This is a genomic window from Paraburkholderia franconis, assembly GCF_009362735.1.
GTDB classification, from domain to species: domain Bacteria; phylum Pseudomonadota; class Gammaproteobacteria; order Burkholderiales; family Burkholderiaceae; genus Paraburkholderia; species Paraburkholderia franconis.
The window spans coordinates 136072-160216 of record NZ_WHNP01000006.1 but is presented as its reverse complement, the minus strand read 5'-3'; the positions used below and the strand labels follow the sequence as shown (position 1 = coordinate 160216).

At 63.9% G+C, this 24145-nt stretch carries 23 protein-coding genes and 2 tRNA genes; 10 read left to right on the top strand and 15 right to left on the bottom strand.

Going from position 1 to position 24145, the window contains the following annotated elements:
- Positions 1-94 precede the first annotated feature (94 nt).
- Positions 95-2158, bottom strand: coding sequence for a polyphosphate kinase 1 (ppk1, locus tag GCT13_RS08925; protein ID WP_152757062.1), 2064 nt, complete (start codon positions 2156-2158; stop codon positions 95-97).
- Positions 2159-2356: 198 nt separating this feature from the next.
- Here ppk1 and ppx point away from each other — a divergent pair, with 198 nt between their 5' ends.
- Positions 2357-3946: an exopolyphosphatase gene (gene ppx, locus GCT13_RS08920; RefSeq protein ID WP_227746772.1), complete on the top strand. Its 1590-nt coding sequence runs from the start codon at positions 2357-2359 to the stop codon at positions 3944-3946.
- 198 nt (positions 3947-4144) lie between these two features.
- On the opposite strand, the gene GCT13_RS08915 is transcribed toward ppx, so the two are convergent.
- The 5 genes from GCT13_RS08915 to GCT13_RS48260 form a co-directional block, all read right to left on the bottom strand.
- Positions 4145-4960, bottom strand: coding sequence for a GNAT family N-acetyltransferase (locus GCT13_RS08915; RefSeq protein ID WP_152757059.1), 816 nt, complete (start codon positions 4958-4960; stop codon positions 4145-4147).
- A gap of 164 nt (positions 4961-5124) precedes the next feature.
- The gene (locus GCT13_RS08910) at positions 5125-5583 is read right to left on the bottom strand and encodes a SixA phosphatase family protein (protein WP_152757056.1); all 459 of its coding nucleotides are present in this window, start codon (positions 5581-5583) and stop codon (positions 5125-5127) included.
- Between the two features lie 214 nt (positions 5584-5797).
- Positions 5798-5874 (bottom strand) — tRNA-Pro (locus GCT13_RS08905).
- A gap of 134 nt (positions 5875-6008) precedes the next feature.
- Positions 6009-6167: a DUF3309 family protein gene (locus tag GCT13_RS08900; RefSeq protein WP_152757054.1), complete on the bottom strand. Its 159-nt coding sequence runs from the start codon at positions 6165-6167 to the stop codon at positions 6009-6011.
- 334 nt (positions 6168-6501) lie between these two features.
- The gene (locus GCT13_RS48260) at positions 6502-6675 is read right to left on the bottom strand and encodes a hypothetical protein (protein ID WP_162849234.1); all 174 of its coding nucleotides are present in this window, start codon (positions 6673-6675) and stop codon (positions 6502-6504) included.
- 162 nt (positions 6676-6837) lie between these two features.
- On the opposite strand from GCT13_RS48260, the gene GCT13_RS48255 reads away from it, so the two are divergent.
- A complete protein-coding gene (locus GCT13_RS48255) occupies positions 6838-7011 on the top strand; it encodes a YajG family lipoprotein (protein ID WP_193727617.1) in 174 nt (57 codons plus the stop codon).
- Between the two features lie 47 nt (positions 7012-7058).
- On the opposite strand, the gene GCT13_RS08895 is transcribed toward GCT13_RS48255, so the two are convergent.
- The 5 genes from GCT13_RS08895 to GCT13_RS08875 all read right to left on the bottom strand — a co-directional run bounded on the left by GCT13_RS08895 (position 7059) and on the right by GCT13_RS08875 (position 11872).
- A complete protein-coding gene (locus GCT13_RS08895) occupies positions 7059-8414 on the bottom strand; it encodes an MATE family efflux transporter (RefSeq protein WP_227746771.1) in 1356 nt (451 codons plus the stop codon).
- A gap of 38 nt (positions 8415-8452) precedes the next feature.
- Positions 8453-8761, bottom strand: a complete 309-nt coding sequence (locus GCT13_RS08890; protein ID WP_152757049.1) for a DUF2288 domain-containing protein — start codon at positions 8759-8761, stop codon at positions 8453-8455.
- A gap of 746 nt (positions 8762-9507) precedes the next feature.
- A complete protein-coding gene (locus tag GCT13_RS08885; protein ID WP_152757047.1) occupies positions 9508-9837 on the bottom strand; it encodes a hypothetical protein in 330 nt (109 codons plus the stop codon).
- A 250-nt stretch (positions 9838-10087) separates the two neighbouring features.
- Positions 10088-10813, bottom strand: coding sequence for a peptidoglycan DD-metalloendopeptidase family protein (locus tag GCT13_RS08880; RefSeq protein WP_193727615.1), 726 nt, complete (start codon positions 10811-10813; stop codon positions 10088-10090).
- 141 nt (positions 10814-10954) lie between these two features.
- Positions 10955-11872, bottom strand: a complete 918-nt coding sequence (locus GCT13_RS08875) for an aldose epimerase family protein (RefSeq protein WP_152757045.1) — start codon at positions 11870-11872, stop codon at positions 10955-10957.
- Here GCT13_RS08875 and GCT13_RS08870 point away from each other — a divergent pair.
- The 3 genes from GCT13_RS08870 (at position 11871) to GCT13_RS08860 (ending at position 13580) form a co-directional block, all read left to right on the top strand.
- On the top strand, positions 11871-12167 hold the full coding sequence (locus tag GCT13_RS08870) for a hypothetical protein (RefSeq protein ID WP_152757037.1): 297 nt from the start codon (positions 11871-11873) through the stop codon (positions 12165-12167). The genes GCT13_RS08875 and GCT13_RS08870 overlap by 2 nt on opposite strands.
- A gap of 273 nt (positions 12168-12440) precedes the next feature.
- Entirely contained in the window at positions 12441-13271 is an 831-nt protein-coding gene (locus GCT13_RS08865; RefSeq protein WP_321574259.1) for an undecaprenyl-diphosphate phosphatase, read from the top strand.
- Between the two features lie 234 nt (positions 13272-13505).
- Positions 13506-13580 (top strand) — tRNA-Arg (locus tag GCT13_RS08860).
- 196 nt (positions 13581-13776) lie between these two features.
- Here GCT13_RS08860 and GCT13_RS08855 read toward each other — a convergent pair.
- Entirely contained in the window at positions 13777-15354 is a 1578-nt protein-coding gene (locus tag GCT13_RS08855; protein WP_152757035.1) for an acid phosphatase, read from the bottom strand.
- 191 nt (positions 15355-15545) lie between these two features.
- Here GCT13_RS08855 and GCT13_RS08850 point away from each other — a divergent pair, with 191 nt between their 5' ends.
- Positions 15546-16976 carry a cytochrome-c peroxidase gene (locus GCT13_RS08850; protein WP_152757033.1) on the top strand — a complete coding sequence of 477 codons (1431 nt, stop codon included), beginning with the start codon at positions 15546-15548 and terminating at the stop codon, positions 16974-16976.
- Here GCT13_RS08850 and GCT13_RS08845 read toward each other — a convergent pair.
- Complete coding sequence (locus GCT13_RS08845; RefSeq protein ID WP_152757031.1) at positions 16955-17185, bottom strand: hypothetical protein; 231 nt, start codon at positions 17183-17185, stop codon at positions 16955-16957. The genes GCT13_RS08850 and GCT13_RS08845 overlap by 22 nt on opposite strands.
- 315 nt (positions 17186-17500) lie before the next feature.
- Between GCT13_RS08845 and GCT13_RS08840 the strand changes: the two genes are divergently transcribed.
- Both GCT13_RS08840 and GCT13_RS08835 read left to right on the top strand, forming a co-directional pair.
- Positions 17501-17890, top strand: coding sequence for an RT0821/Lpp0805 family surface protein (locus GCT13_RS08840; protein WP_152757029.1), 390 nt, complete (start codon positions 17501-17503; stop codon positions 17888-17890).
- Positions 17887-18345, top strand: coding sequence for an NUDIX hydrolase (locus tag GCT13_RS08835; protein WP_152757026.1), 459 nt, complete (start codon positions 17887-17889; stop codon positions 18343-18345). Before GCT13_RS08840 ends, GCT13_RS08835 begins: the two co-directional genes overlap by 4 nt.
- Positions 18346-18397: 52 nt before the next feature.
- On the opposite strand, the gene GCT13_RS08830 is transcribed toward GCT13_RS08835, so the two are convergent.
- Together GCT13_RS08830 and GCT13_RS08825 are read right to left on the bottom strand one after the other, a co-directional pair.
- Entirely contained in the window at positions 18398-19312 is a 915-nt protein-coding gene (locus GCT13_RS08830; protein ID WP_152757024.1) for a transporter substrate-binding domain-containing protein, read from the bottom strand.
- 161 nt (positions 19313-19473) lie between these two features.
- Positions 19474-21195 (bottom strand): glutamine--tRNA ligase/YqeY domain fusion protein, encoded by a 1722-nt coding sequence (locus GCT13_RS08825; RefSeq protein ID WP_152757022.1) that lies wholly within the window; start codon positions 21193-21195, stop codon positions 19474-19476.
- Between the two features lie 450 nt (positions 21196-21645).
- Between GCT13_RS08825 and ggt the strand changes: the two genes are divergently transcribed.
- Complete coding sequence (gene ggt / locus GCT13_RS08820) at positions 21646-23499, top strand: gamma-glutamyltransferase (protein WP_152757020.1); 1854 nt, start codon at positions 21646-21648, stop codon at positions 23497-23499.
- Between the two features lie 53 nt (positions 23500-23552).
- Positions 23553-24104: an RBBP9/YdeN family alpha/beta hydrolase gene (locus tag GCT13_RS08815; protein ID WP_152757018.1), complete on the top strand. Its 552-nt coding sequence runs from the start codon at positions 23553-23555 to the stop codon at positions 24102-24104.
- The last annotated feature ends 41 nt before the right edge of the window (positions 24105-24145 follow it).

Here is a 24145-nt window from a genome sequence, read left to right as displayed (position 1 = left end):
GCAGAACGTTCAGGCGCAACACGACCAGGTGAAACGAAAAAGCCCGCATTTGCGGGCCTTTTTTGCACGTCCGCCCGATCGCGGAACGCGGCGCTTACGAACAGAACTTCGTCAACAGACTCATCTGCGCATTGCGCGACGACTTGCCCGGACGGCGCCGGCGATAGTGGCCGTCGCTTTGCATCAGCCACGCGGCCTGGTTGTCGCCGAGGAATGCCGACAGGCCTTCCGCGATCACGCGGCGTTTCAGGCGCCGGTTGTTGACCGGGAACGCGACTTCGACGCGGCGGAAGAAGTTGCGGTCCATCCAGTCGGCGCTCGACAGATAGACCTGTTCGCGGCCGTCGTCGTGGAAGTAGAAGATGCGGTGATGCTCGAGAAATCGGCCGACGATCGAGCGCACCGTGATGTTCTCCGACAGCCCTTCGACGCCCGGCTGCAGCGAGCATACGCCGCGCACGATCAGATCGATCTTCACGCCCGCTTGCGAGGCCTCGTACAGTTCCGCGATGACGGTCGGCTCCAGCAGCGCATTCATCTTCGCGACGATTCGCGCGCGCTTGCCGGCTCGCGCATGCTCGGCCTCGGCGCGAATCGCGTCGACGAGTTTGGGATGCAGCGTGAACGGCGACTGCCACAGCTCATGCAGCGGCAGCTCGCCGCCGATGCCCGTCAGTTGCTGAAACACATGATGCACGTCTTCGCAGATATTCTGATCGGCCGTCATCAGGCCGAAGTCGGTATAGAGCCGTGCCGTGCGCGGATGATAGTTACCCGTGCCCAGATGCGCGTAGCGCTTCAGGATCGACTTGCCGCCTTCCGACACGCGCCGCACGATCAGCATCATCTTCGCGTGGCACTTGTGGCCGACCACGCCGTACACGACGTGCGCACCCACTGCTTCGAGCTGCGACGCCCAGTTGATGTTCGTCTCTTCATCGAAGCGCGCGAGCAGCTCGACGACCACCGTCACTTCCTTGCCGTTGCGCGCGGCCTGCATCAGCGCGTCCATCAGCGGCGAATCGGTGCCCGTGCGATAGATGGTCTGCTTGATTGCGACGACGTTCGGGTCCTTCGCGGCCTGCAGCAGCAATTCGAGCACCGGCTGGAAGCTCTCGTACGGATGATGCAGCAGCACGTCGCCCTGATCGATCACGTCGAAGAGGCTCGCGCTGTTAGCGATCTGCGGCGGTGTGGCGGGAATGTGCGGCACGAACTTCAGATCGGGCCGGTCGACCATCTCGGGCAATTGCATCAGACGCACGAGATTCACGGGGCCATCGACGTAATAGCAGTCCTTCTGCGTGAGGCCGCTTTCGTCGAGCAGGCGCCGCACGAGATGCGCGGGCGTTTCCGCCGATACTTCGAGCCGCACCGCATTGCCCAGATGGCGCGCGGGCAGTTCGCCCTGCAGCGCGACCCGCAGGTTCGTGATTTCGTCTTCGTCGACGAACAGTTCGCTGTTGCGCGTGATGCGGAACTGGTTGCAGCTGCGCACGACCAGATTCGGAAACAGTTCGCCGACAAAGCGTTGCAGCAGCGAGCTGAGGAGCACGAAGCCATGCGGATAGCCGGACAGTTCCTGCGGCATGCGCACGAGGCGCGGCAGCGCGCGCGGCGCCTGTACGATGCCCATCACGGCCTGGCGGCCGAACGCGTCCTTGCCTTCCAGCTCGACGACGAAATTCAGGCTCTTGTTCAGCACGCGCGGGAAAGGGTGCGCGGGATCGAGGCCGATCGGCGTCAGGACGGGCAGCAGTTCATCGAAGAAGTAGTTGCGCGCCCATTGCGTCTGCGCTTCGTTCCATGCTTCCGTGCCGTGAAAGTAGATGCCTTCGTCTTCGAGCGCGGGCAGCACGGTGTCCTGCAGCATCGTGTACTGACGATGCACCAGCTTCTGCGCACGCTCGACGACGAGGTCGTACACATGCTGCAGCGACATGCCGTCGGGCGATAGCGCGCCGGGGTTGTCGCGCATCTGTTCCTGAAGGCCGGCCATGCGGACTTCGAAGAATTCATCGAGGTTGCTGCTGGTGATGCAGATGAAGCGCAAGCGCTCGAGGAGAGGTACAGCAGGGTCCGCAGCCTGTGCGAGCACACGTTCGTTGAACCCCAGAATGCCCAGCTCGCGATTCAAAAGAGGGTAGCGGTTGGACATCGGCGGTGAGAATGAGAGATCGGGAGGTGACTCGAAAGGACGCTCGGAAATTCTCACAGTATGATGACAGGTGCGTGAATTGAGGTTTTTCGCAATTTTACGCTTTTGACTCCGCGTGTCGTAAATATGACGTAACTATATGTGACGATAGCGCACGACAATGGCGGAGGTGACAGCGCGATGTCCAGTACGCTTAAAATGGCGACTTTGAACAACGCGGTGACAAATGTGCCCGTCACGGGCGCAGCATCCGCGCGCATGAGGTCCCCCTTTCCGATGGTCAATACTCCGCCACTCCTCGCCGCCGTCGATCTCGGCTCGAACAGCTTTCGCCTGATCGTGGGCCGCGTCGAAGAAACCGATGCGGGCAGCCAGATCTACCAGGTGGACGCGCTGCGCGAACCGGTGCGGCTCGGAGCCGGACTGTCGCGCGAGAAAATGCTGGACCGTGCTTCGCAGGTGCGTGGCTGGGATGCGCTCAAGCGCTTCGGCGAGCGTCTGCGCGATTTCCATCCCGATCATGTGCGCGCCGTCGCGACCAATACGCTGCGCGTCGCGAAGAATGCACCGGAATTTCTCGGCGAAGCGGAAGCGGCGCTCGGTTTCCCCATCGAAGTCATTGCAGGCCGCGAAGAAGCGCGCCTTATTTACGCGGGCGCCGCGCATTCGGTGCCGGCGAGCGCGGGCAAGCGGCTCGTTGTCGATATCGGTGGAGGCTCGACGGAATTCATCATCGGTTCGCACTACACGCCGATCAGGATGGAGAGCCTGTATATCGGCTGCGTGAGCCATAGCCGGCAGTTCTTCCCGTCGGGCAACGTCGACGAATACACGATGCGTCAGGCCGAGCTCGCGGCCTCGCGCGAAATCCAGATCATCTCGGCGGACTACAAGGCGACGGGCTGGGACCAGGGCATCGGTTCGTCGGGCACGGCGCGCGCGCTCGCTGAGCTGGTCGAAGCGAACGGCTTCAACGATCCGGGCATCACGCACGGCATTTCGCGCGGCGGCCTCGAGCGCCTGAAGCGTGCGTTGATCAAGGCGGAGAACGTCAACCGGCTCAAGCTCGTCGCGCTGAAGCCAGATCGCGTGCCCGTGCTCGCGGGCGGCCTCTCGATCATGATCGCCGTGTTCGACGAGCTCGGCGTCGACTACGTGGATACGACGGACGGCGCATTGCGCCTGGGCGTGCTGTATGACCTGCTCGGCCGCTCGCAGCATCAGGACATGCGCACGATCACGGTCGAAGGCTTCATGCGGCGCTACGGCATCGATCGCGCGCAGGCGAGCCGTATCGGCGAACTCGCTGTGAACTTCTACGATCAGCTCGACGAGCCCGACGCGGAAGTACGCGAAGAAAACCGGATGTTCCTCGGCTGGGCCGCGGCATTGCATGAAATCGGGCTGTCGATTTCGCACAGCGCGTATCACAAGCATTCCGCGTATATCGCGAGCAACGCGGACATGCCGGGCTTCTCGCGCACGGATCAGGCACGCCTTGCGGCACTCGTCGTCGGTCATGCGGGCAAGCTCGGCAAGCTCGCGCAGACGCGCGATCTCGAATGGAAGCTGCTGTTCTGTCTGCGGCTCGCGGCGCTGTTTTGCCGTCGCCGCGCAGACGCCGGCTTGCCGGAGATACACGTCACGCAAGCGAACGGCGGCTACGAAGTGCGCCTGCCCAATTCGTGGGTCGCGAACAATCCGCTGACCGACTACAGCCTGATCCAGGAAGCGGCGGAGTGGGAGAAGATTCGCACGCCGTATCGCGTCGTCTATACGGACGATTGATCGCTCAGGCGGCACGCGCTTTCGATGTGGAAGTTGCGTGAGTGCATCGCATCTCGTGCTGCAAAGAGGAAAGCCCGTCGATGCCGGGCTTTTTTGTTTTTCGCTTCAATGTGTCGCTTCGATGCTGCGAACGTGGTGCGATGGCCGCATGGTTGCGCATCGCGCGGCGCGAACCGCGCAATGCGTTCGCGAAGACGCTTAGCGCGGCAGCGCGTCGCCGAGAAAGTGGCGGGCGTAGCGCGCGTTGATTTCCGACAGGCGGAACAGCGTCAGGAAGTCGGCTGTGTTGAAGTCGGGGTCCCAGGCCGGTGCGCCGCAGATCTTCGCGCCAAGGCGCAGATAGCCTTTGACGAGCGGCGGCGGTGCGACCTTCGCGCCCGTCTGCAATTCGTCGACGGGCAGCGGCGTGTGCGGGAACGCGCGATATTCCGGCGCGGTCAGCACGTCGTCTTGCAGCGACGCGTACAGGTTCGCCGCGTAGTGGCCGCCGTCGGCCATCGCGACGCTCGCGCAGCCGAGCATCGTTTCGTACCCGTTGTGCTGCATATATGAGCCGAGCCCCGCCCACAGCGACATGATCACCGAGCCGCTGCGATAGTCGGGATGCACGCACGAGCGCCCCACTTCGACCATCTTCGAGCGCAAGTGCGTGAGGCGCGAGATGTCGAACTCGCCCTCCGCATACAGGCGGCCGACGCGCGCCGCCTGGTGCGGCGGCAGCACGCGGTAGGTGCCGACCACCTTGAGCGTGTCGAGATCGCGGACAAGCAGGTGATCGCAGTAAGCGTCGAACGAATCGACGTCGAGGCCGGCGGGACCGGACAGGCGCGCGCCCATTTCCTCGGCGAAGACGCGGTAACGCAGACGCTGTGCTTCACGAAGCTCCTCGTCGGTGCGCGCCCACGACACTTGCAGACGATGCTGGGCAGTGACCGTTTCTTCCGTGCGCGGCAGGCGGCGCCGCGGCTCGAGGATCGATGCGAAGGGCAGGGTTGGCGTCGGCAGTTCTCGCATTGGCGTTCCTGGTCGAAAATGTGAAATTCGCTTCGACGCCAATGTAGTAATGCCCGGTGACGCTCACGTGGCAATGCTATGACGATTCGATGACGTGTCGTAAGGCCGACGCTTTCGCGGCGCCTTCGACGGTCATTCGCTGTTTTTCCGCCACGCGGCGCGGATCACAGAAAATCGGGGCCGATCACCGCGCGCAGGACCGCCTGTTCGTCGTTGCCGCGGTTGCGACTTTCTATCCACCAGATCGCCGATTTCTTGATCGACCAGCTCGCGCCGCTATCGGCGAGCAGGCGCGCGACGATATGGCCGAGTGTCGGCTGATGGCCGACGACCACGACTGTCGGCGCAATGCCGTCAGGCCAGCCGGCGGCCGTGAGGACATCGGTGGCGCTGGCGTCCGGTGCGATCTCGCGCACGACGCGGTATTGGTCAGTCAGCGATTCAGCCGTCTGCACCGTGCGCGTGGCGGGGCTCGAGAGAATGACGGCATCGTCGGGAAGGTGCGCGCGCAGCCATTTAGCGGACGCCTGCGACTGCTTGCGGCCGCGTGCCGTCAACTGGCGGGCGAGGTCGCTCGACGCGACGTCTTCGGCTTCGGCGTGACGCCAGAGGATCAGGTTCATTGCGATGTCTCCAGGGCTCGTATCGGCTGATATCGACAGTATGGACAACGCGCGGTGAGGGGAGTTTTGTTTTGTCGACGGACGCTGTGTCGACGGACGTATTCGGGGATGCGGTTGGCGGCCGTGGGCGGCTTCGAACGTCGCGCGCAGACGACGCTGAAAAGAAAAAACCCGTGGCACCAAAGGTGCCACGGGTTTATCGACAGCTTATTGGTGGTCGGAGCGATAGGATTCGAACCTACGACCCTCTGATCCCAAATCAGATGCGCTACCAGGCTGCGCTACGCTCCGACGCGAGCCAGAGATTGTATCTGTATTAATGATCGCGCGTCAATCTCGGCCGCAACGAACCGACTTGGAGCATCGCGGACCAGGCGACCGACAGGGCGACGGACCACTTCGCATCGATTGCTCTCGCATGGCGGTCATATCTGCCCCATCAACAGCAGCACGATGACGACGATCAGCACCACGCCGACGAGCCCCGTCGGACGGTAGCCCCATTCTCGGCTATAGGGCCAGCTTGGGAGGGCGCTGATCAAGAGCAGGATCACCACGATCAACAGAATGGTTCCGAGGGTCATGTTATCTCTCCTTATATGGCCGGGCCACGGAGACCGTTCGACGCGCGCGCGAGCAGCATGACGACGCGCGGCCGCCGGGCCGATTGTCGAACGCGCACGATGCGCGTTTCATGGCTTACAAATCAGCAAGGCATATGCCCGGCGAGTAGTGGAGACGACGGGAGGGAAGGGGCGGAACGCGAGAGGAAAGCGCGCGTTGAACGCGCATAAACGCCGCGCCCGGCAAACGCGGGAACGCGCATGCAGGCGCTGTGCGTCGGTTACGACGAGGCACAGTGCCCGGCGAAAGTTCAGGCGAACAAAAAACGCGCGCCGCAAGCGCGGCGCGTAGGACTCAGTGTCTGCGGCGCATCTTGTCGAAGACGTGATGCTCGGCGAGCCAGTGGTGCATCATCCCTTCGCCGTGATGTTCGCGGCGATAGGTGCGCGATTCGAAAACCGACAGTGCGACGAGCACCAGCAATCCCACGGCGAGTCCAATCAGGCCTGCGATCGATTCAGCATCCATGGCTGTCTCCTTCGGCGACTGCAACCATGCTACATAGTAGGACAACCGCCGCCAGTTGGCGCAACGCGGATGAAGACCGCTTATGCGACGCACAATGCGCTTTGCAGGTAGACTCGTGGCCCCAACGTCATTCGTCGATGCTCACACCCGTTCGACATGTTTATGAAGCGCTTCCTGCTGGCTGCCTCGCTGTTTTCGCTGTTCGCCCTGTCGGCGTGCGCCGACGATCCGACCATTCATCATCGCGTGCCGCCGAAGGACCCGGCCGACTATCACGGCGTACCGACCGACGATCGCCCGCCCGCGATGATCGACGCACCCGTCGCCCCGAAATGAAGCGCGCGCTCCGGGCGCGATTTGCTTCGGCACGAGACAAACGCCGCTCAGCCGTGACGGCCAGTTGCGTCCGGCCCGACGTCACGCGCGAGACGCGGCAGCAAGCGTGCCAGCGTGAGGCCACGAGCGGCCATGAAGAGCAGCAGCGCGGCCCAGAGCCCATGATTTCCGTATGGGCCGACGAGCGCCCATGACGCCGCGAGGAACACGCCCAGCGACACGATCATCGACGTCATCAGATCGCGCGTGCGCGTCGCGCCGATGAACACGCCGTCGAGCAGAAAGCCCCACACCGAAACGACGGGCGAAAGCGCGGTCCATGGCAGGAAGGCTTGCGCGGTCGCGCGTACGGCGGGCTGATCGGTGAGTCCTTCGACGATCCATGCTCCCGCCGCCCAATAGACGATCGCGAAGCACAGCGCGCCGAGCGCCGACCAGAGCATCGTCGCCTTGACGGCATGGCGGAACGCATCGCGATTGCGCGCGCCGATCGCCGCGCCGACGAGCGCCTCGGCCGCGTGCGCGAAGCCGTCGAGCCCATACGCCATGAAGGTCTGAAAGTTGAGCAGCAGCGCGTTCGCGGCGAGCGTGGCGTCGCCTTGCCGCGCGCCGAGATGCGCGAACCAGCCGAATGTACCGAGCAGACACATCGTGCGCACGAAGATATCGCGGTTGATCGCGACCATGCGCGTCAACGCATCGCGATCGAGCAGCGCCGCGCGCTGGAGCGGCGGCAGGCCGCGCGGACGCATCTGCCACAGCAGCACGGCGCCGAACGCGAAGCCGAGCGCGTCGGCTGTCGCGGTCGCCGCGCCGATGCCCGCGACGTCCCAATGGAACGCATACACGTACAGCAGCACGGCGACGATGTTCACGGAGTTGATGAACACCTGCGTGACGAGCGCGACGCGCACGCGCTGCGTGCCAAGCAGCCAGCCGAGCACGACATAGTTCGCGAGCGCAAGCGGCGCGGCCCAGATGCGCGCGTGACAGTAGGTGCGCGCATGGCGCTGCACTTCATCGCTGCCGCCGATCGCGCGCACCGCGAAGTCGATCAGCGGAACCTGCAAGGCCAGCACGACCGCGCCGATCGCGAATGCGAGCAGCAGCGCGCGCACGATGTTCATGCGCAGGCCGGCCTGATCGTCGGCGCCGAACGACTGCGCGACGAGCCCCGTCGTGCCCATGCGCAGAAAGCCGAATCCCCAGAACACGAAGTTGAAGAAGAGTCCACCGAGGGCCACGCCGCCGAGGTACGACGCGCTGTCCAGATGCCCGGCGACGGCGGTATCGACGGCGCCGAGAATCGGCTGGGTCAGATTGGCGAGGACGATCGGAAACGCGAGCGTCAGTACGCGCCGATGCCAGCGCACGGGCACCTCGGATGTGGACGGAGGGTCCAGCGCGGCCGGGTCTTCGGCGCGATCGTTCGCGCGACCGTTCAACCGCGCTCCTGCACGCAGACCCACGGCGATACGACAACGGCCCACAGGTCCGGATCGCGTGCGGCGAAGTCGGCGGCCGTCTTCGACTGCACGCGCTCGACAAGGCCCGCCGACAGCCATTGCGTGACCTGCGTCGTATCGTCGTTGGCGATCGCCTCGGCGACGCTCACGAGATCGAGATCGCGCGCGACGCGCAACAGCATGCCGCGCGCAAAGAAGCGTTCGAGTTCCGTCCAGCCGATCTTCGCGGTTTCACCGAGCAGTTTCTGGTAGAGCGGGCTTTGTGGCGTATCGGAGGAAGTCATGGCGATCGTTGAACAGCATGGTGTGACTGGGGCGTGCGGGCGGCGAGCGCCGACACGGGCGGGCGTAACTATAAACCATAGGCGACGAGCGGCCTTTTGGCCGCGCGGCTTTTCTTTGCCGTCGTGAAGCGCCGCGGCGCAATATCGAAGCCAGTTCCGCGATGCCCGAACCACGACGTCAATGAGCCGATTAATCGCCGAACGTTTGCGCTTTAATACCGCTCCGATAAACGTCGTAAATGGCCGAATGACACTCGATCTTCATTCGATAAATCTGACAAAAATCCCGCAAAGAATCGCAGCGGAAGGGTGCGTTGGCGCACCAAGTTTCGCGCATGTCATCATCGAAGTGAAATGCGTGAATCCGCTCAATGTGCCAGTGTCAGCCGATTCGCACGCGCTATTTCTATGAACTTCTGAAAGGCACGCTATGCGTGGGTTTGCGGGCAATCGGCTATTGCGCGCACTAACCATCCGACTAAAAGAATCGAGTTGATTCGGTTTCCAAACTGAGTGCCGCGTCATTCAGTTCGACTTCAAACCGTGCGCCGACTCACATTATTCGCACAATTAATCGATTGCGTGGCTATAGGCGCGTTGCTAGATTTCGTTTCGGCGCATGGTGAACCGGTCCTTTGCCGATATGCGCCGAACCCCCGTTTGCCCGGCCTTTGCGCCGGGCCTTTTTTTGCCATACGCGATAAACATCAGACGACAATAATGGCCGATAGCTGGGGCGCTAGCCGCTAACGCTTGCAGCGAACCACCATCGAACGGTTCTTCACGTTCGCGCCGAGCACGCCGCCGAGCGAGCCGCCCGCCGTGGCGCCATTGTCGACGTCCTTCGAGATCACGTCGTAGCCATACGCGCCGCACGTTTCGCCGGCGCGCCTGTAGCATTCGCCCCAGTTCTGGCTCGCGTCGCTGCCGCTGCAGTTGATCGCGAAGCCGGTGTCGCCGTTCGGCAGATAGGTGAGCGTCGTCGAGCCGGAGCTGGCGCAGCCCGCGAGGCCGGCCAGCGCGACGATCGCGGCGCTGGCCGCCGCCGCACGAATTGCCGCAAGGGCGTTTTTCATCGGAATGTCCTCTCTGTATCGTTGCGCGCATTCGCGTAGTGCCGGCACGCGTGGCAACGAACGTGCCCGCATGCCTGACTGACTGATGGAGCCGCGCGAGGGCCGTCGGGTTCCCTTGCTCGGTGTGCGCGATTGCGCGTCGTTGCCACGGCCTGTACCGGTGGCCCTCGCCTGTGCTCTGTGTCGCACGCGAGCCGCATGCTGCACGCAACGCCTCATGCGCGGCGTCGCGAGCAAGCCGTCGGCATGCTCAGCGCGGCGGCAGCGAGCGCGTCGGATCGATCGAACGGCCGTCGTAGCGAAGCTCGAAATGCAGCATCACGCGGTCGTTGTCGGAGTCGCCCATCTCGGCGACCTTCTGGCCTTGCTGCACCGTCTCGCCTTCCTTCACGAGCAGCGTGCGATTGTGCGCGTACGCCGTCAGATAGTCGGCGTTGTGCTTGATGATCAGCAGGTTGCCGTAGCCGCGCAGACCATTGCTCGCATAGACCACCGTGCCGCCCGCCGCGGCGAACACGGGCGTGCCCGCGACGTTCGCGATGTCGATGCCCTTCGAGTTCGTTCCGTCGAAGCTGCGGATGACATTGCCGCTCGTCGGCCAGATCAGCGAGATCGACGACGCGGGTGTCGAGGGTGTCTCGGCGGCGGCGCTGCGCGTCGATGACGATGACGAGCCCGACGAAGCCGCCGCGCTGCCACTGCTCTTTGCCGAACCTGCCGGGCTCGTGCTTGCCGTTGCCGTTCCGGGCGGCGGCGCGACGCGCAGCACCTGGCCGACCTCGAGCGAGTCGGGGTTCGACAGGTTGTTCCAGCGTGCGATGCTCTGTACCGACGTGCGGTTACTGCGCGCGATCTTGTACAGCGTGTCGCCCCGTTCGACGCGATAATAGCCCGGACCCACGGGGGCCGAGCCGCATGCGGCCAGTGCTGCGATCATCGACACGCAGACCAGCCGTCGGATTCTTGTTGTCAACATTGGACCTCGCAAGACGCCACCGCGCGCGATCCCGATCACGCGGCGGATGCAAAAACGCCCAATTCTAACGGGTTTGCAACGCATGCCGCGTTTTCGGCCGCAGCGCGGCGCGAAGAACGGGCCGCGCGCGGCGTGACGCGCTCAGGGCAGTGTGCCGACGACGATACGCAGCGCAGCCGTTTCCGTGTCGCCCGGCTCGAGCCAGCGCAGGCCCTGATGATTGTGGATCGCATCGGGCAGACCCAGCCACGGTTCGACGCAGAAGAAATCCGATTCGGGCTTTTCGGTCCACGTCGTGACGGCGAACCAGGGCACCGAGCCGGGGCGCCGCAGATCGATCGTGATGCTGCGGTTCAGGCCGAGTGCGACCACGCGCACGAGGTGGTCAGGCGCGCCGTCGAGGCAATGGAAGCGGTCCAGAATGCCCGGATCGTCGAGCCGGTAGTCCGGCTGGCCCGCTTCGCCCGCGCTGAGCGAGCCGTCCGGCTCCTGATGCCGGCGCACTGTGCGCGGCAGTTCGAGCACCGTCTCGCCGCGCTGCGTATGCGGCAGCGTGAAGTAGAAGTGGTGGCCGGCGTAATAGGGCAGCGGCGCGCTGCCGGCGGCGCCCGTGTTGGTCGTGACGAAATCGACGTCGAGCGTGTGTGCGTCGACGAGCGTGTACTTCGCCTCGAAGCGGAAGCTGAACGGATAGCCCGCACGCGTCGCATCGCTGTCGGTCAGCGTCATGCTGATCGAGCGGGCGGTGTCGTCGACTATCGCCTCGAACGGCAGATCGCGCGCGAAGCCGTGCATGGGCAGATCGCGCACGGTGCCTTGCTCGTCCTTCCAGCGGCCGATCTGGCCGTCGACGAAATGCCGCCCGAGAAACGGAAAGAGCAGCGGATTGCCGCCGCGCACGCGCGCGGGCTGGCTCCAGTCCGCGCGCTCGGGCCAGAAAATCACCGACTGGCCGTCGATGTCCCACGACAGCAGGCGGCCGCCCGCCTGCGGCGCGAAGCGGAGCAGGGAGCCGTCGCTGGCGATCTCGATGATGTCCTGTTGCTGGAATTGAGGCATGGCAATGGGCGATAGAAAGCGGTTGAGAAGAAGTCGGCGTGCACGGTTCCGGCGCAGCGGCGCGGCGAACGCCGATTTTGCGCCCCTTTGGGCTACGGGGAAACCCTTCTGGGGAAATTGCGGGTGTTACCGCACAGTCGGCGCAATCAATAATGTGTACAGCGACGGGCAGCCGTCAATTGCGAACACTCGGTTTTTGGGAGGGGCGATGGATCTCGCAATGGCAATGAGCGTGGCACTGTTCGGCATGTTCACGGGCAGTACGATTTATTTCTTCTATAAATTTACACGCTGAAACGGGGCGACGAGATTCCACGTTGAGCCGTCGGCACGAATCGACGGTCCACGCAGCCTCCGCACACGGGCCCGCCATCAAGGCGGGCCTTTTTGCTTTCATCGTCGTAATAAGCCTTTCGGAATTGTTGCGACGCGGCGAAGTTCGCGTAAAGGCGAACTTTTGTCCTTGGCGCGACCAGGTCGCACCGGCATAATCGGACCCGCCTTCGTACACCGGACACCTTGCTCCGGCGTGCTGTTTTTCCTCCCAACCTTTCAAAAGGACCGACGAGTGAGCCTGTCGTTTTTGATCTTTTTGAGCGTGCTGCAGGGCGTCACGGAACTGTTTCCGGTGAGCAGTCTTGGTCACACGCTGCTCGTTCCCGCTGTCTTCGGCATGCATATCGACAAGCATGCGCCTCAACTGCTGCCGTTCCTCGTCGCGCTGCATCTCGGCACCGCGTTCGCGCTGCTGTGGTACTTCCGTGATCGCTGGATTGCCCTTTTCGGCGGCTTTTTCGCGTCGCTGTCGGGCCGCCGCAATGACGAAGGCCATATGATGTGGGCGCTCATCATCGGGACGATTCCGGCGGGTCTGGTGGGTCTCGTGCTCGAAAAGCGGCTCGAACGCATCTTCCATGATCTGCGGATCGTGGCGATCGCGCTGATCGTCAACGGCATCCTGCTGTGGCTCGGCGATCGCCTGCAGCGCTCACGCGCGCATCGTCCGCCCGAGAAGCTGACCTTCAAGCAGGCGTTTCTGGTCGGCCTTGCGCAGGTCGGCGCGCTGATCCCGGGTTTTTCGCGCAGCGGCCTGACGATGATCGCCGGCAACGGCGCCGGGCTCACCGCGGAGAAGGCGGCTGAATTCTCGTTTCTGCTCGGCACGCCGATCATCTTCGCGGCGGGCGTGCTCGAACTGCCGAAGCTCTTCCATGCGCCGGGCCAGCTCGCCGACGCGTTGCTCGGCGGCGTGCTGACGGCCATCGCCGCCTATCTGAGCGTGCGCTTCCTGATGCGCTATTTCGAAGGGCGCGGGCGGCTGGCGTCGTTCGGCGTGTACTGCGTGATCGCGGGCGTGGCGTTTCTCGGCTGGTTCATGACCCATCCGCAGCCCGTCTGACGGCTGCATACGATCGGCTAAAACGATCGGTTATAATCGCGGGCCCGGCAGCGACGCCGGGCCTTTTTGTTTCCGGGCGACGGCGTGGTGTTCGCAGTATTCCGCGTGTCGAAGCGCGCTCTTGTCAACGTGTTACCCGGTGCGCGCGTGATCGCGTTCGCGTCGCGCGATGCATCCGATGCGTGTCTGGCGCTCAACCTGCCGTCGTTGGCCAGGTTAAAATTCTGGTTTCGCCTCCCCATAGTTCAACGGATAGAACACGGGTCTTCTAAACCTGAAATCGAGGTTCGATTCCTCGTGGGGGGGCCATCCAGCCCTTGCGCCGTCCGGCGCGAACTCCTCTTCTTCTCCCAACGTTCACGCCCTTTCGCGCTCCACGTCCATCGCGAGCGGCGAGCGTCAACAAAAAAGGGCAGCCGAAGCTGCCCCGAAGCGTTGCGCACCGAACGTGGAGAAGTGCGCGACTGTTGCGTGCCCGTTACCGGTGACGGGCCTGCCTGCGTGATTACTTCTTGATGTCGAGCGCGTTCGTCAGGTCGCCCATCGCCTGGCCGCCGCTGGCGACGAGCGCGTTGTCGCGCGCCGTCAGACCCGGCAGAGCCGGCAGATTGAAGCGATGCGTGATGAAGCGCAGGATCGACGTCGTGTCGTACTGCGTATGATCGACGAAGCCCTTCTTCGCGTACGGCGACACGATGATCGCGGGAATCCGCGAACCCGGACCCCAGCGGTCGCCCTTCGGCGGCGCGACGTGGTCCCAGAAGCCGCCGTTCTCGTCGTACGTGACGATCACGACCATGTTGTTCCACTGCGGGCTCTTCTGCAGATGCGCAATCACATCGGCGATGTGCTGGTCGCCTTGCGCGACGTCGGTGTAGCCCGCGTGCTCGTTCAGGTTGCCCTGCGGTTTGTAGAACGTCACTTGCGGCAGCGTGCCGGCGTCGACGGCCTTGATGAACTCCGCGCCGTTCACGCCGCCGTCGAGCAGGTGCTTCGCGCGGTTGTCGGTGCCCGGCGCGAGATCGGCGAAGTAGTTGAACGGCTGGTGATGCGGCTGGAAGTTAGGCGCGCTGTTGTTCGCGCCGTAGATCACGCCCGATGTGCCGCTTTGCGCGGCGCTCAGCGCCTGCGCCCATGCGCCGCTGTACCACGCCCACGAGACGCCCGCGTTGTTCAGCAGGTCGCCGATGTGCTTCGCGGTCTGCGGCGGCAGCGTCGTCGCGCTGGAGGGATCGGCGAGCGTCGCGTCGCCGCCGGCCGCCGCCTTGTTGCCGCTCGGCTGATACGGCGGCTGCATCGTGTTGATCGCGTAGAAGTCCGGTGTGAGGTTGCCCGAGTTGACGAAGGTCGGCTTGTCGGTCAGCGCCGATGCAGCCGACGTCGATGCGAGCGTCAGGCTCACGCCGTCGGCGTTGACTGCCGAGATCGAGCCCTTGGCCGGGCTCGTGTTCGCGTTCGCATAGAACGGCGTGCACGCGCAGACCAGCCACTGGTGATTCAGGAACGACCCGCCGAACGCGCCCATGAAGAAGTTGTCGGCGAGCGTGTACTGCTGCGCGAGCTTGTAGAGCGGCAGCTTGTCGGCGTTGGGCGTGTAGTGGCCCATCACGAGGCCGCCCGAATCGGCCCACGCGGCGAACATGTCGTTCTTGCCGCCGTGGATCTGCATCTGGTTCTCGTAGAAGCGGTGATACAGGTCGCGCGTCGTGACGTTGAGCGGCACGTTGAAGCCGTTCGGATCGTCGATCGCGAACGGCGCGTTCGGCAGGTTCGCCGTCATCGCCTGCGTGATGACGGGCGTCACGCCTGCGATCGTCAGGCCGCCCCAGACCTGCGGCAGCGTCGCGAGCACAGAGCCGTCGCGGTCGAGCTGGCGCGAGTTCGCGGCCGTCGCGTTCTGCAGACCGTTGGCGCCGGGGAAATTGCCGTAGAGGTTGTCGAAGCTGCGGTTTTCCGCATAGATAACCACGACGTTCTTGACCGACGAAAGCGTCGGTGTGGAATCCGAATTACCACCGCATGCGTACAGCCCGATAGCTGCGGCGAGCGCAATAGGCGTCGCGCAGATCAGTTTTTTGTTCATGGTTTCTCTCTCTCTCGCGTAGGGGACCGGCGGCGAGAGTGTCGCAAGCGGTTTTGACAGAACGATTAATTTCTTACATATAACTTCTGTTTTGCTTGTGGTTTTCTGTGCGTCGTCGGCTTTATGTCATTTACACGACATGTCCGTGAAATACGCTCGTCCCGTCGATTTAACGAGCAGGTAACAAGACCATGTGGCGCGATGTGACGGGGATTCGAAAAGAGTGGTTGTCGAAGGAAGGCGCGCAGCGCGCCGGATGGATTGGCGTGGCTTGTCTGTCGGTGATGTTGTCGGTGATGCTGGTGGCGTGCGATGCGCGCGGCACATCGGAGGACGGCGCGGCCGGGTCGACAAAGGCAGCGGCAGCGGCAGCGAACGCGAGCGGAGCGCAGACGCAGAAAGTGTCGTCGGCGGACAGTGCGGCTGCGGTGCCGGCAGGCGGTCAGACGCGCGCCCAGGTGTTCGAGTCCGTCAGGAAAATGACGGCTGTCGGCAAACAGCTATTCTTCGATCCGTCGCTATCGGGCTCGGGCAAGCTTGCATGCGCATCGTGTCATAGCCCGCAGCATGCGTTCGGTCCGCCGAATGCGCTCTCCGTGCAACTCGGCGGCCACGACATGCGCCAGCAGGGTTTGCGCGCGGCGCCGAACATCAAGTATCTGCAGAACGTGCCGGCGTTCACCGAGCACTACCACGATTCGGACGACGAGGGCGACGAGAGCGTCGATGCCGGGCCGACGGGCGGCCTGATGTGGGACGGCCGCGTGAACAGTGCGCACGCGCAGGCGCGCTTTCCGCTGACGTCGTCGTTCGAGATGGGCAGCAATCCGCGGAAAGTGGCGGCGGCCGTGAAGGCCGCGCCATATGCGGACCAGTTCCGCTACGCGTTCGGCCAGCACGTCTTCGACAGCGACGACGCGACGTTCAAGGCCGTACTTCAAGCGCTCGAAGTCTTCGAGCAGACGCCGGAACTGTTCTACCCGTATTCGAGCAAGTACGACGCATACCTCGCGGGCAAGGCGCAGCTGACCAAGGCCGAAATGCACGGCCTGCAACTCTTCAACGACGAAAAGAAGGGCAACTGCGCGAGCTGTCACCTGAGCCAGCGCGCACTCGACGGCGCGCCGCCCGCGTTCACCGACTTCGGCCTGATCGCAATCGGCGTGCCGCGCAATCGCGCGCTGCCGGCGAATCGCGATTCGCATTTCTACGATCTGGGCGCGTGCGGTCCCGAGCGTACGGATCTGAAGGGACGCGACGAGTACTGCGGAATCTTCCGTACGCCGACGCTGCGCAACGTCGCGTTGCGCAAGACGTTCTTCCACAACGGGATTTATCACTCGCTCGAAGACGTCGTCCGCTTTTACGCGCAGCGCGATACGAATCCGGAAAAGTTCTATCCGGTCGTGAAGGGGAAGGTGCAAAAGTTCGACGATCTGCCGAAGAAGTATTGGGCGAATCTGAATACCGATCCGCCGTTCGATCGCAAGCCGGGCGACAAGCCAGCAATGGATGAGTCAGAGATCAAGGACGTGGTCGCGTTTCTTAAGACGCTGACGGACGGCTATCAGCCCGATGCGCCCGAGCAACACGCCGACGCTCATATCGTCAGCAGCAAATAGCAGCCGGCGACCAGCAGCGCGAACGACGCGAGCAGACACACGAGGCCCGCTCGCGTCACCACGCACGGCCACTTGCTGCGGCGCATGCCGTGGATGCGCACGACGGTCGGCATCGGCGCGGGATCGATGCGCATCACGATGATGCCGAGCGCGATGCAGATCAGCGTCAGCATCGCGGCAAAAAACTGGAGAGCGAACAAGAGGTCCATGAGCGTGAGCCTCGATGCGTAAGCGGAAACGGCTGCGGGATTTGCCGCGGCTCATGTTAGGGATCGCCTGCTCAAGCGCCAATGAGACGTGTCCTAAAATTGCGTTCAAGACGTTGACTGGCATAGGCGCGGCGCCGAAAACGCCATCTCGTTATCGCTTGCGCGCGAAGCTCGACCAGATCGGCAGACGGACGTCCAAACGTGGCATGCGCGTCGGCGGCGTGCTATCCGCGTGCTATCCTTTTGAGGTCCAGATCGCGCGCCGATAGGCATGGCCGCCAATCCTGCCGAACCCGATTTCCCCGGAGACTCTTCATGTCGATGCGAACCCGAGCCGCGTTTCAATTCACCTTGGGCGGGCTGCTACTCGCGAGCGCAATCGGTGCGCACGCTGCCAATCTTGGTTTTCTGAACGACACGCCGATGTCGTACATGAAGCAGGCCGATATCGACTCGTTGAGAGCGGCCGCCATCGACGCGCTCAACAAGAAGCAGGACAGCGAAACGGCCGCCTGGAACAACGACGGCCTGCGCAACAGCACGAAGATCGACGCGCAGATCACACCCGACGCCACGTCGAAGACGGGCGACCGCACCTGCCGTTCGCTGCGCGTCGTCTTGAGCGCGAAAGGGCAGTCGATGAACCTGAACCCGCAGTACTGCCGCGAAGGCAGCGGCTCGTGGGTGCTGCAGAAGAAGCATTGAGCGCGCGCACTGTTTCCTGTGGCGTCGTGCTGCTCGACCCGGACGGTCGAGTGCTGCTGGCGCACGCCACCGACACCAGTCACTGGGACATTCCGAAAGGCCAGGGCGAAGAGGGCGAAGCGCCGCACGTCGCCGCGCTGCGCGAACTGGAGGAGGAGACGGGCATCGTCGTGGCGGCCGGGCGTCTGAAGGATCTCGGCCTTTTCGTCTACCGGCGCGACAAGGATCTGCATCTGTTCGCCGCGCGTGCCCGCGCCGACGAGCTCGACCTCACGCGTTGCACGTGCACGTCAATGTTTCCGCGCCGCTTCGACGGCACGATGATTCCCGAGATGGACGCGTTCCGCTGGTGCGCGCCCGATGAAGTCGAGCACTACGCGAGCCGCAGTCTCACGCGGCTCTTTCAGACGACGCTATCGCTCGCCGAGCTGCACCGGACACTCGACGCGCCATAACCGTGTCGTAACTGTGGCGTAACGCACGCCAGTCATTTCACGCAAAAGCGCATCAATCGAGCGCCTTGTCGTTCGGATGCGCGAACAGCGTGCGCATTTCCGCCGACAGCGGATAGTTGAGATTGATGCCGTGCGGCGGAATCGGCTGCGTGAACCAGACGTTGTAGAGGCGCTCGGCCTCGCCCGACGTCTGCATCTTCGCGATCACGCGGTTCACCAGCTCGCGGAACGGCTCGTCGCCCTTGCGGAACATGCATGCGTAGCTTTCGTAGCCGAGCGGCGTGCCCGTCACGACGAAGTCGTCGGGGCGCGGGTCGGTGGCGCGAAAGCCATAGAGGATCGGCTCGTCCATCACGAACGCGACCGCGCGGTCGGCCTTCACGGCGGCGAACGCGTCCGAATGATCCTTCACGCTCGCGATGCGCATGTTCAACTGCTTGTCGCTGTTCAGCTGACGCACGAGGCGTTCGTCCGACGTGCCCGCCGTGGTGACGACGGGCTTGCCCGCGAGATCGGCGAAATCGGTGATGCCCGCGTTCCTGCGCGCGATCATCCGCACCGCGTACTGAAAGAAGCTGTTCGAAAACGCCGCGACGTTTTCGCGCTCGCGCGTGTGCGTGGTCGAGCCGCATTCGAGGTCGATCTGATTGTTGACCAGCATCAGAAAGCGGTTCGCCGACGTGATCGTCACTTCGCGCACGCGCAGGTTCGGCATGCCGAGCGTCTTCCTGATTTCATCGACGATGGCGAGCGCGATCGTCTGCGAGTAGCCGATCGTGCGGTCGCCGTTCGCATAGGAGAACGGGATCGACGCTTCGCGCACGCCGAGCACGATCGTGCCGTCGTCGTGAATCTTCTTGAGCGTGCCCGTGAGTTCGTCGGCGTGCGCTGGCGGTGCGAGCGACGCCAGCGCCATGGCTGCCACGGTCCCGATCGCCACCAGTTTTTTCTTGATTGCAACCTTCATCGTTCCCCCTGGGCCGGCGGCGATCACCCGGCTGCAACGTGACGGCCGCCGCGTGTGTTCGCGCGTGACGTCAGCTTGCCGGCATGCTTGCGCGTTGTTGCGCGCAGCACGCCGGACCGTGCCGGATCATCGATACACGCGACGCGCGCCAAACATATGGCTTACGCCGGCTTTCCCCAACTGTCGCGCAGACTGACGATGCGATTGAATACGGGTTTGCCCGGTTTCGTGTCGTAGCGGTCCGCGACGAAGTAGCCGTGACGCTCGAACTGATAGCGCTGCTCCGGCTCGACGTCGCGCAGACCCGGCTCGACGTACGCATTGACGATCCGCTTCGAATCCGGGTTGAGCGCTTCGAGAAAATCGCGTCCGCCCGCGTCGGGCTGCGCTTCCTTGAAGAGGCGATCGTAGACGCGCACTTCGACGGGCACGGCCTCGCTTGCGCTGATCCAGTGGATGTTGCCCTTGACCTTGTAGTTGTTCGCGCCTTCCGTGCCCGAGCGGCTGTCCGGGAAGTAGTTGCAGTGCACGGCGACGACGTTGCCGTGCTCGTCCTTGTCCGCGCCCGTGCATTCGACGACATAGCCGTACTTCAGCCGCACGCGGTTGCCCGGGAACAGGCGGAAATAGCCCTTCGGCGCGGCCTCGTTGAAGTCTTCGCGCTCGATCCACAGTTCGCGCGAGAACGGGAACGTGCGCACGCCGCGATCGGGATGATGCGGATGGACGGGCGCGCTGCACGCTTCCGTCTGGCCTTCCGGATAGTTGTCGATGATCAGCTTGAGCGGATCGAGCACGCAGGTCGCGCGCGGCGCCTTTTCGTCGAGATCGTCGCGCAGCGCGCCTTCGAACACGCTCATGTCGATCCACGAGTCGACCTTCGTGATGCCGATGCGCTCGCAGAACAGCTTGATGCTGTCCGGCGTGAAGCCGCGCCGGCGCACGCCGACAATGGTCGGCATGCGCGGGTCGTCCCAGCCGTCGACATGGCCTTCGTTGACGAGTTGCAGCAGCTTGCGCTTGCTCGTGATCGCGTATGTGAGGTTCAGACGCGAGAACTCGATTTGCTGCGGCAGCGGACGCGTGAAGATGCCGGCGTCGGCGAGTTCGTTGAGGATCCAGTCGTACAGCGGCCGGTGATCTTCGAACTCGAGCGTGCACAGCGAATGCGTGATGTTTTCGAGCGCGTCCGAGATGCAGTGCGTGTAGTCGTACATCGGGTACACGCACCACTTGTCGCCTGTCCGGTAGTGATGCGCGAAGCGGATGCGGTAGATCACCGGGTCGCGCATGTTGAAGTTCGGCGACGACATGTCGATCTTCGCGCGCAGCACGTGCTCGCCTTCCTTGAACTCGCCCGCCTTCATGCGGCGGAACAGGTCGAGGTTTTCTTCGACGCTGCGCTCGCGGAACGGCGACGGCTTGCCGACTTCCGTCGCGGAGCCGCGGTTCAGGCGCATCTCTTCCGCCGTCTGGCTGTCGACATATGCCTTGCCGCGCGTGATCAGCAGTTCGGCGAACTCGTAGAGCTTGTCGTAGTAGTCGCTCGCGAAGTAGAGGTGCTCGTTGCCTTCCTTGTTCCATTCGAAGCCGAGCCACTTCACGGCGTCGATGATCGACTCGACGTACTCGAAGCTTTCCTTTTCGGGGTTGGTGTCGTCGAAGCGCAGATGGCAGACGCCGCCGTAGCTTTGCGCGATGCCGAAGTTCAGGCAGATGCTCTTCGCATGGCCGATGTGCAGATAGCCGTTCGGCTCCGGTGGGAAGCGCGTTTCCACCTGCTGGCCCCACTTTCCGGAGCGGTTGTCGTCGTCGATGATGTTGCGGATGAAGTTGGAAACCGGCGCGTCGTTGCGCTCGGCGTCTTTGCGTTCGTTGTTCATGCGAGAAGGAGAAAGTCGGTCGTGGACACTATATGCGTCCGTAGGTCTGTCAATTCTACCTGACGACACATTCGACGACAGTCTTTAGGCTTGCGTGGTGCGGCGCGCGGTCCACATCGGCGCGGGATCGGCGCTTTTGGGGGCGTAACGGGCGCTGTAACAGGAGGTAAATCGCGTTGGCGCGAACGGCGGCGGGCGCTTAGCATGCGACGCGCGCTATTGCGTGCCGGCCGCGCGATACGAACTGATTCGCGTGGCCCTCGCGCTGGGCGCCGTCTTTCCGGCCGGCGCCGCGTTTCCGTTATTCTGTCCTGGGCCCGGGCGTGCTTCGCCCGGGTGACGCGGCGGCTGGCCAGCCGCATGACGCGATCTGTCCTCGCCTTGAGCCTTGAAGAAGCCTCTGCCGTTGCGCACGCGGGCGACAGGTCCACCGATCCCGGAGTTTCTCGGATGTCTTTTCCGACGCTGCGCGCATTTCGCGCGCTTTCTGATGCCGATGACCGCGGCGATAACCGCGCCTGCAGCCGCACCGATGCTGGTGCCCGGACCTGTGCCGACACCTGCTCGAACGTGATCCGGCGCTCCGCGCGTCTGGCACGTGCTGCGAGTGTCGCGACGGCCCTGTCGCTGACGGCTGTGCTGACAGCCGGCTTCGTCGCCGCGCCCGCCGCCGATGCAAAGACGCCGCAACCGAAGGCTGCGCTCGACGCGTCGGCCGTCGCCGTGCCCGACCGCTATGCCGCCGATACCGCGCAGCAGATTTTCGCGGCGGGCGGTAATGCCGTCGATGCGGCCGTCGCGATCGCGTTCACGCTCGCCGTCACGTATCCGGACGCGGGGAACATCGGCGGTGGCGGGTTCATGACGCTGTACGTGGACGGCAAACCGTACTTTCTCGACTACCGCGAGACAGCGCCGCAGCGCGCGACACGCGACATGTATCTCGATGAGAAGGGCAATGTGATCCCGGGTCTGAGCCTCGTCGGGCATCGTGCGGTGGCGGTGCCGGGCACCGTGGCCGGCATGTGGGAGGCGCAGAAGCGCTTCGGCAAGCTGAAATGGAAGCAGGTGCTCGCGCCCGCGATCAAGTACGCGACCGACGGCTTCACCGTCGATGCGTGGCTGCAGCAGCGCCGCGATCTTGCCGCGAAGGGGTTCGCCGGCAAGACCAATTTCGACGCCTACTTCTCGAACCTGAAAACAGGCGTCGTGTTCCGCCAGCCCGAACTCGCGCAGACGCTGTCGCGGATCGCTTCCGACGGCGGCCGTGAATTCTACGAAGGACAGACGGCCGACCTGATCGCGAAGCAGATGTACGGACACGGCCTGATCTCGAAGACGGACCTCGTGCAGTACAAGGCCGTCTGGCGTCAGCCGCTCGCGGCCGACTGGAACGGCTACCGGGTCGTCACCGCGCCGCCGCCCAGCTCGGGCGGCGTCGGGCTGATCCAGATGCTCAAGATGAAGGCGGACCTGAAGCCGCAGTTCGACGGGCTTGCGCTCAACTCGGAGCCGTACATCCATCTGATCGCGCAGATCGAAGACCGCGTGTTCGCCGATCGCCAGCAGTACATGGGCGATCCCGATTCGTATCGCGTGCCCGTCGACAGGCTGATCGACGACGCCTATCTGGCTAAGCGCGTCGAAGACATCACGCCCGACGAAGTGCTGGGCGCCGCGCCTGTCAAGCCCGGCCTCGGCGACTCGATGCCGGAGAAGGCGCAGACGACTCACTTCTCCGTCGTCGACAAGTGGGGCAACGCCGTCTCGAACACATACACGCTGAACGGGCCGTTCGGCTCGGGTGTGGTGGTGGACGGCGGCGGCTTCGTGCTGAACGACGAGATGGACGACTTCGAAGTGAAGGCGGGCGTGCCGAACCAGTCGGGCGTGACGAGCGGCGACGTCAACACGATCGCACCGAACCGCCGGCCGCTGTCGTCGATGACGCCGACCATCCTGCTCAAGGACGGCAAGGTGTCGCTCGTGATCGGCACGCCGGGCGCCTCGCGTATCTTCACGACGATCTTCCAGGTGATGACGAACCTGTACGACTTCAATATGCCGCCCGCCGATGCGCTCGCCGCGATGCGCTTTCATCATCAGCTGCTGCCGCAGAAGACGATCTTCTACGAGCCGTATCACCCCATCGACGGCGATCTCGCCGCGCAGCTGAAGGCGCGCGGCTACACGCTGCAGGGCCAGACGTTCAACGGCGACGTGCAGATGATCCGCATCGACGGCACGACGCCGCAGCCGGCCGCCGATCCGCGCGGCGCGGGCGTGGGCCGTGTGATTCAATAGCACAGGCGGCGCGCTGCCGCCTGTCGACAACGAAACGAATAACGGGGAAAGGTATGGCGCTGGAGCAGCAGAACGTGATCGTGTTGCCGGGTTATATGAATTCCGGCGACGGGCATTGGCAGACGCGCTGGGAAGCGCGGTATCCGAGTTTTGTCCGCGTGCCGATGCGCGACTGGGACCATCCCGTTTGCGACGAATGGTGCGAGACGCTCAATGCGACGGTTGCAGCGTCGAAGGGGCCCGTTCTCTTTGCCGCGCATAGCCTCGGTTGCCTGACGGTGGCGTTCTGGGCGGCGCGCCATGCGTCGAACGATGCGCTGGCGAAAGTGGCGGGCGCGCTGCTCGTCGCGGTGCCCGATCCGGCTGGGCCTGAATTTCCCGCCGATGCAAGCGGCTTCGGCGCCGTGCCGCAGGATAGGCTTCCGTTCGGATCGATCGTCGTCGCCAGCACCGATGATCCGTACGGTGGCGTGGCGTTCTCGCAGGCTTGCGCGGCGGCATGGGGCAGCGGCTGGGAGAGCATCGGCCCGCGCGGCCACATCAATGCCGACAGCGGGCTCGGCGACTGGAAAGAAGGGCAGCGCTGGCTCGCGTCGATGGCTTGAAATCGATGCCGGAGGTTTTTGCGCCAACCTGCATCGAATGC

What these genes read in the sequence shown, in the direction of transcription:
- ppk1 (WP_152757062.1), bottom strand. Translation starts at nt 2,158, where the DNA reads ATGTCCAACCGCTACCCTCTTTTGAATCGCGAGCTGGGCATTCTGGGG.
- ppx (WP_227746772.1), top strand. Translation starts at nt 2,357, where the DNA reads ATGGCGACTTTGAACAACGCGGTGACAAATGTGCCCGTCACGGGCGCA.
- GCT13_RS08915 (WP_152757059.1), bottom strand. Translation starts at nt 4,960, where the DNA reads ATGCGAGAACTGCCGACGCCAACCCTGCCCTTCGCATCGATCCTCGAG.
- GCT13_RS08910 (WP_152757056.1), bottom strand. Translation starts at nt 5,583, where the DNA reads ATGAACCTGATCCTCTGGCGTCACGCCGAAGCCGAAGACGTCGCGTCG.
- GCT13_RS08900 (WP_152757054.1), bottom strand. Translation starts at nt 6,167, where the DNA reads ATGACCCTCGGAACCATTCTGTTGATCGTGGTGATCCTGCTCTTGATC.
- GCT13_RS48260 (WP_162849234.1), bottom strand. Translation starts at nt 6,675, where the DNA reads ATGGATGCTGAATCGATCGCAGGCCTGATTGGACTCGCCGTGGGATTG.
- GCT13_RS48255 (WP_193727617.1), top strand. Translation starts at nt 6,838, where the DNA reads ATGAAGCGCTTCCTGCTGGCTGCCTCGCTGTTTTCGCTGTTCGCCCTG.
- GCT13_RS08890 (WP_152757049.1), bottom strand. Translation starts at nt 8,761, where the DNA reads ATGACTTCCTCCGATACGCCACAAAGCCCGCTCTACCAGAAACTGCTC.
- GCT13_RS08885 (WP_152757047.1), bottom strand. Translation starts at nt 9,837, where the DNA reads ATGAAAAACGCCCTTGCGGCAATTCGTGCGGCGGCGGCCAGCGCCGCG.
- GCT13_RS08880 (WP_193727615.1), bottom strand. Translation starts at nt 10,813, where the DNA reads ATGTTGACAACAAGAATCCGACGGCTGGTCTGCGTGTCGATGATCGCA.
- GCT13_RS08870 (WP_152757037.1), top strand. Translation starts at nt 11,871, where the DNA reads ATGGCAATGGGCGATAGAAAGCGGTTGAGAAGAAGTCGGCGTGCACGG.
- GCT13_RS08875 (WP_152757045.1), bottom strand. Translation starts at nt 11,872, where the DNA reads ATGCCTCAATTCCAGCAACAGGACATCATCGAGATCGCCAGCGACGGC.
- GCT13_RS08855 (WP_152757035.1), bottom strand. Translation starts at nt 15,354, where the DNA reads ATGAACAAAAAACTGATCTGCGCGACGCCTATTGCGCTCGCCGCAGCT.
- GCT13_RS08850 (WP_152757033.1), top strand. Translation starts at nt 15,546, where the DNA reads ATGTGGCGCGATGTGACGGGGATTCGAAAAGAGTGGTTGTCGAAGGAA.
- GCT13_RS08845 (WP_152757031.1), bottom strand. Translation starts at nt 17,185, where the DNA reads ATGGACCTCTTGTTCGCTCTCCAGTTTTTTGCCGCGATGCTGACGCTG.
- GCT13_RS08840 (WP_152757029.1), top strand. Translation starts at nt 17,501, where the DNA reads ATGTCGATGCGAACCCGAGCCGCGTTTCAATTCACCTTGGGCGGGCTG.
- GCT13_RS08830 (WP_152757024.1), bottom strand. Translation starts at nt 19,312, where the DNA reads ATGAAGGTTGCAATCAAGAAAAAACTGGTGGCGATCGGGACCGTGGCA.
- GCT13_RS08825 (WP_152757022.1), bottom strand. Translation starts at nt 21,195, where the DNA reads ATGAACAACGAACGCAAAGACGCCGAGCGCAACGACGCGCCGGTTTCC.
- ggt (WP_152757020.1), top strand. Translation starts at nt 21,646, where the DNA reads ATGTCTTTTCCGACGCTGCGCGCATTTCGCGCGCTTTCTGATGCCGAT.
- GCT13_RS08815 (WP_152757018.1), top strand. Translation starts at nt 23,553, where the DNA reads ATGGCGCTGGAGCAGCAGAACGTGATCGTGTTGCCGGGTTATATGAAT.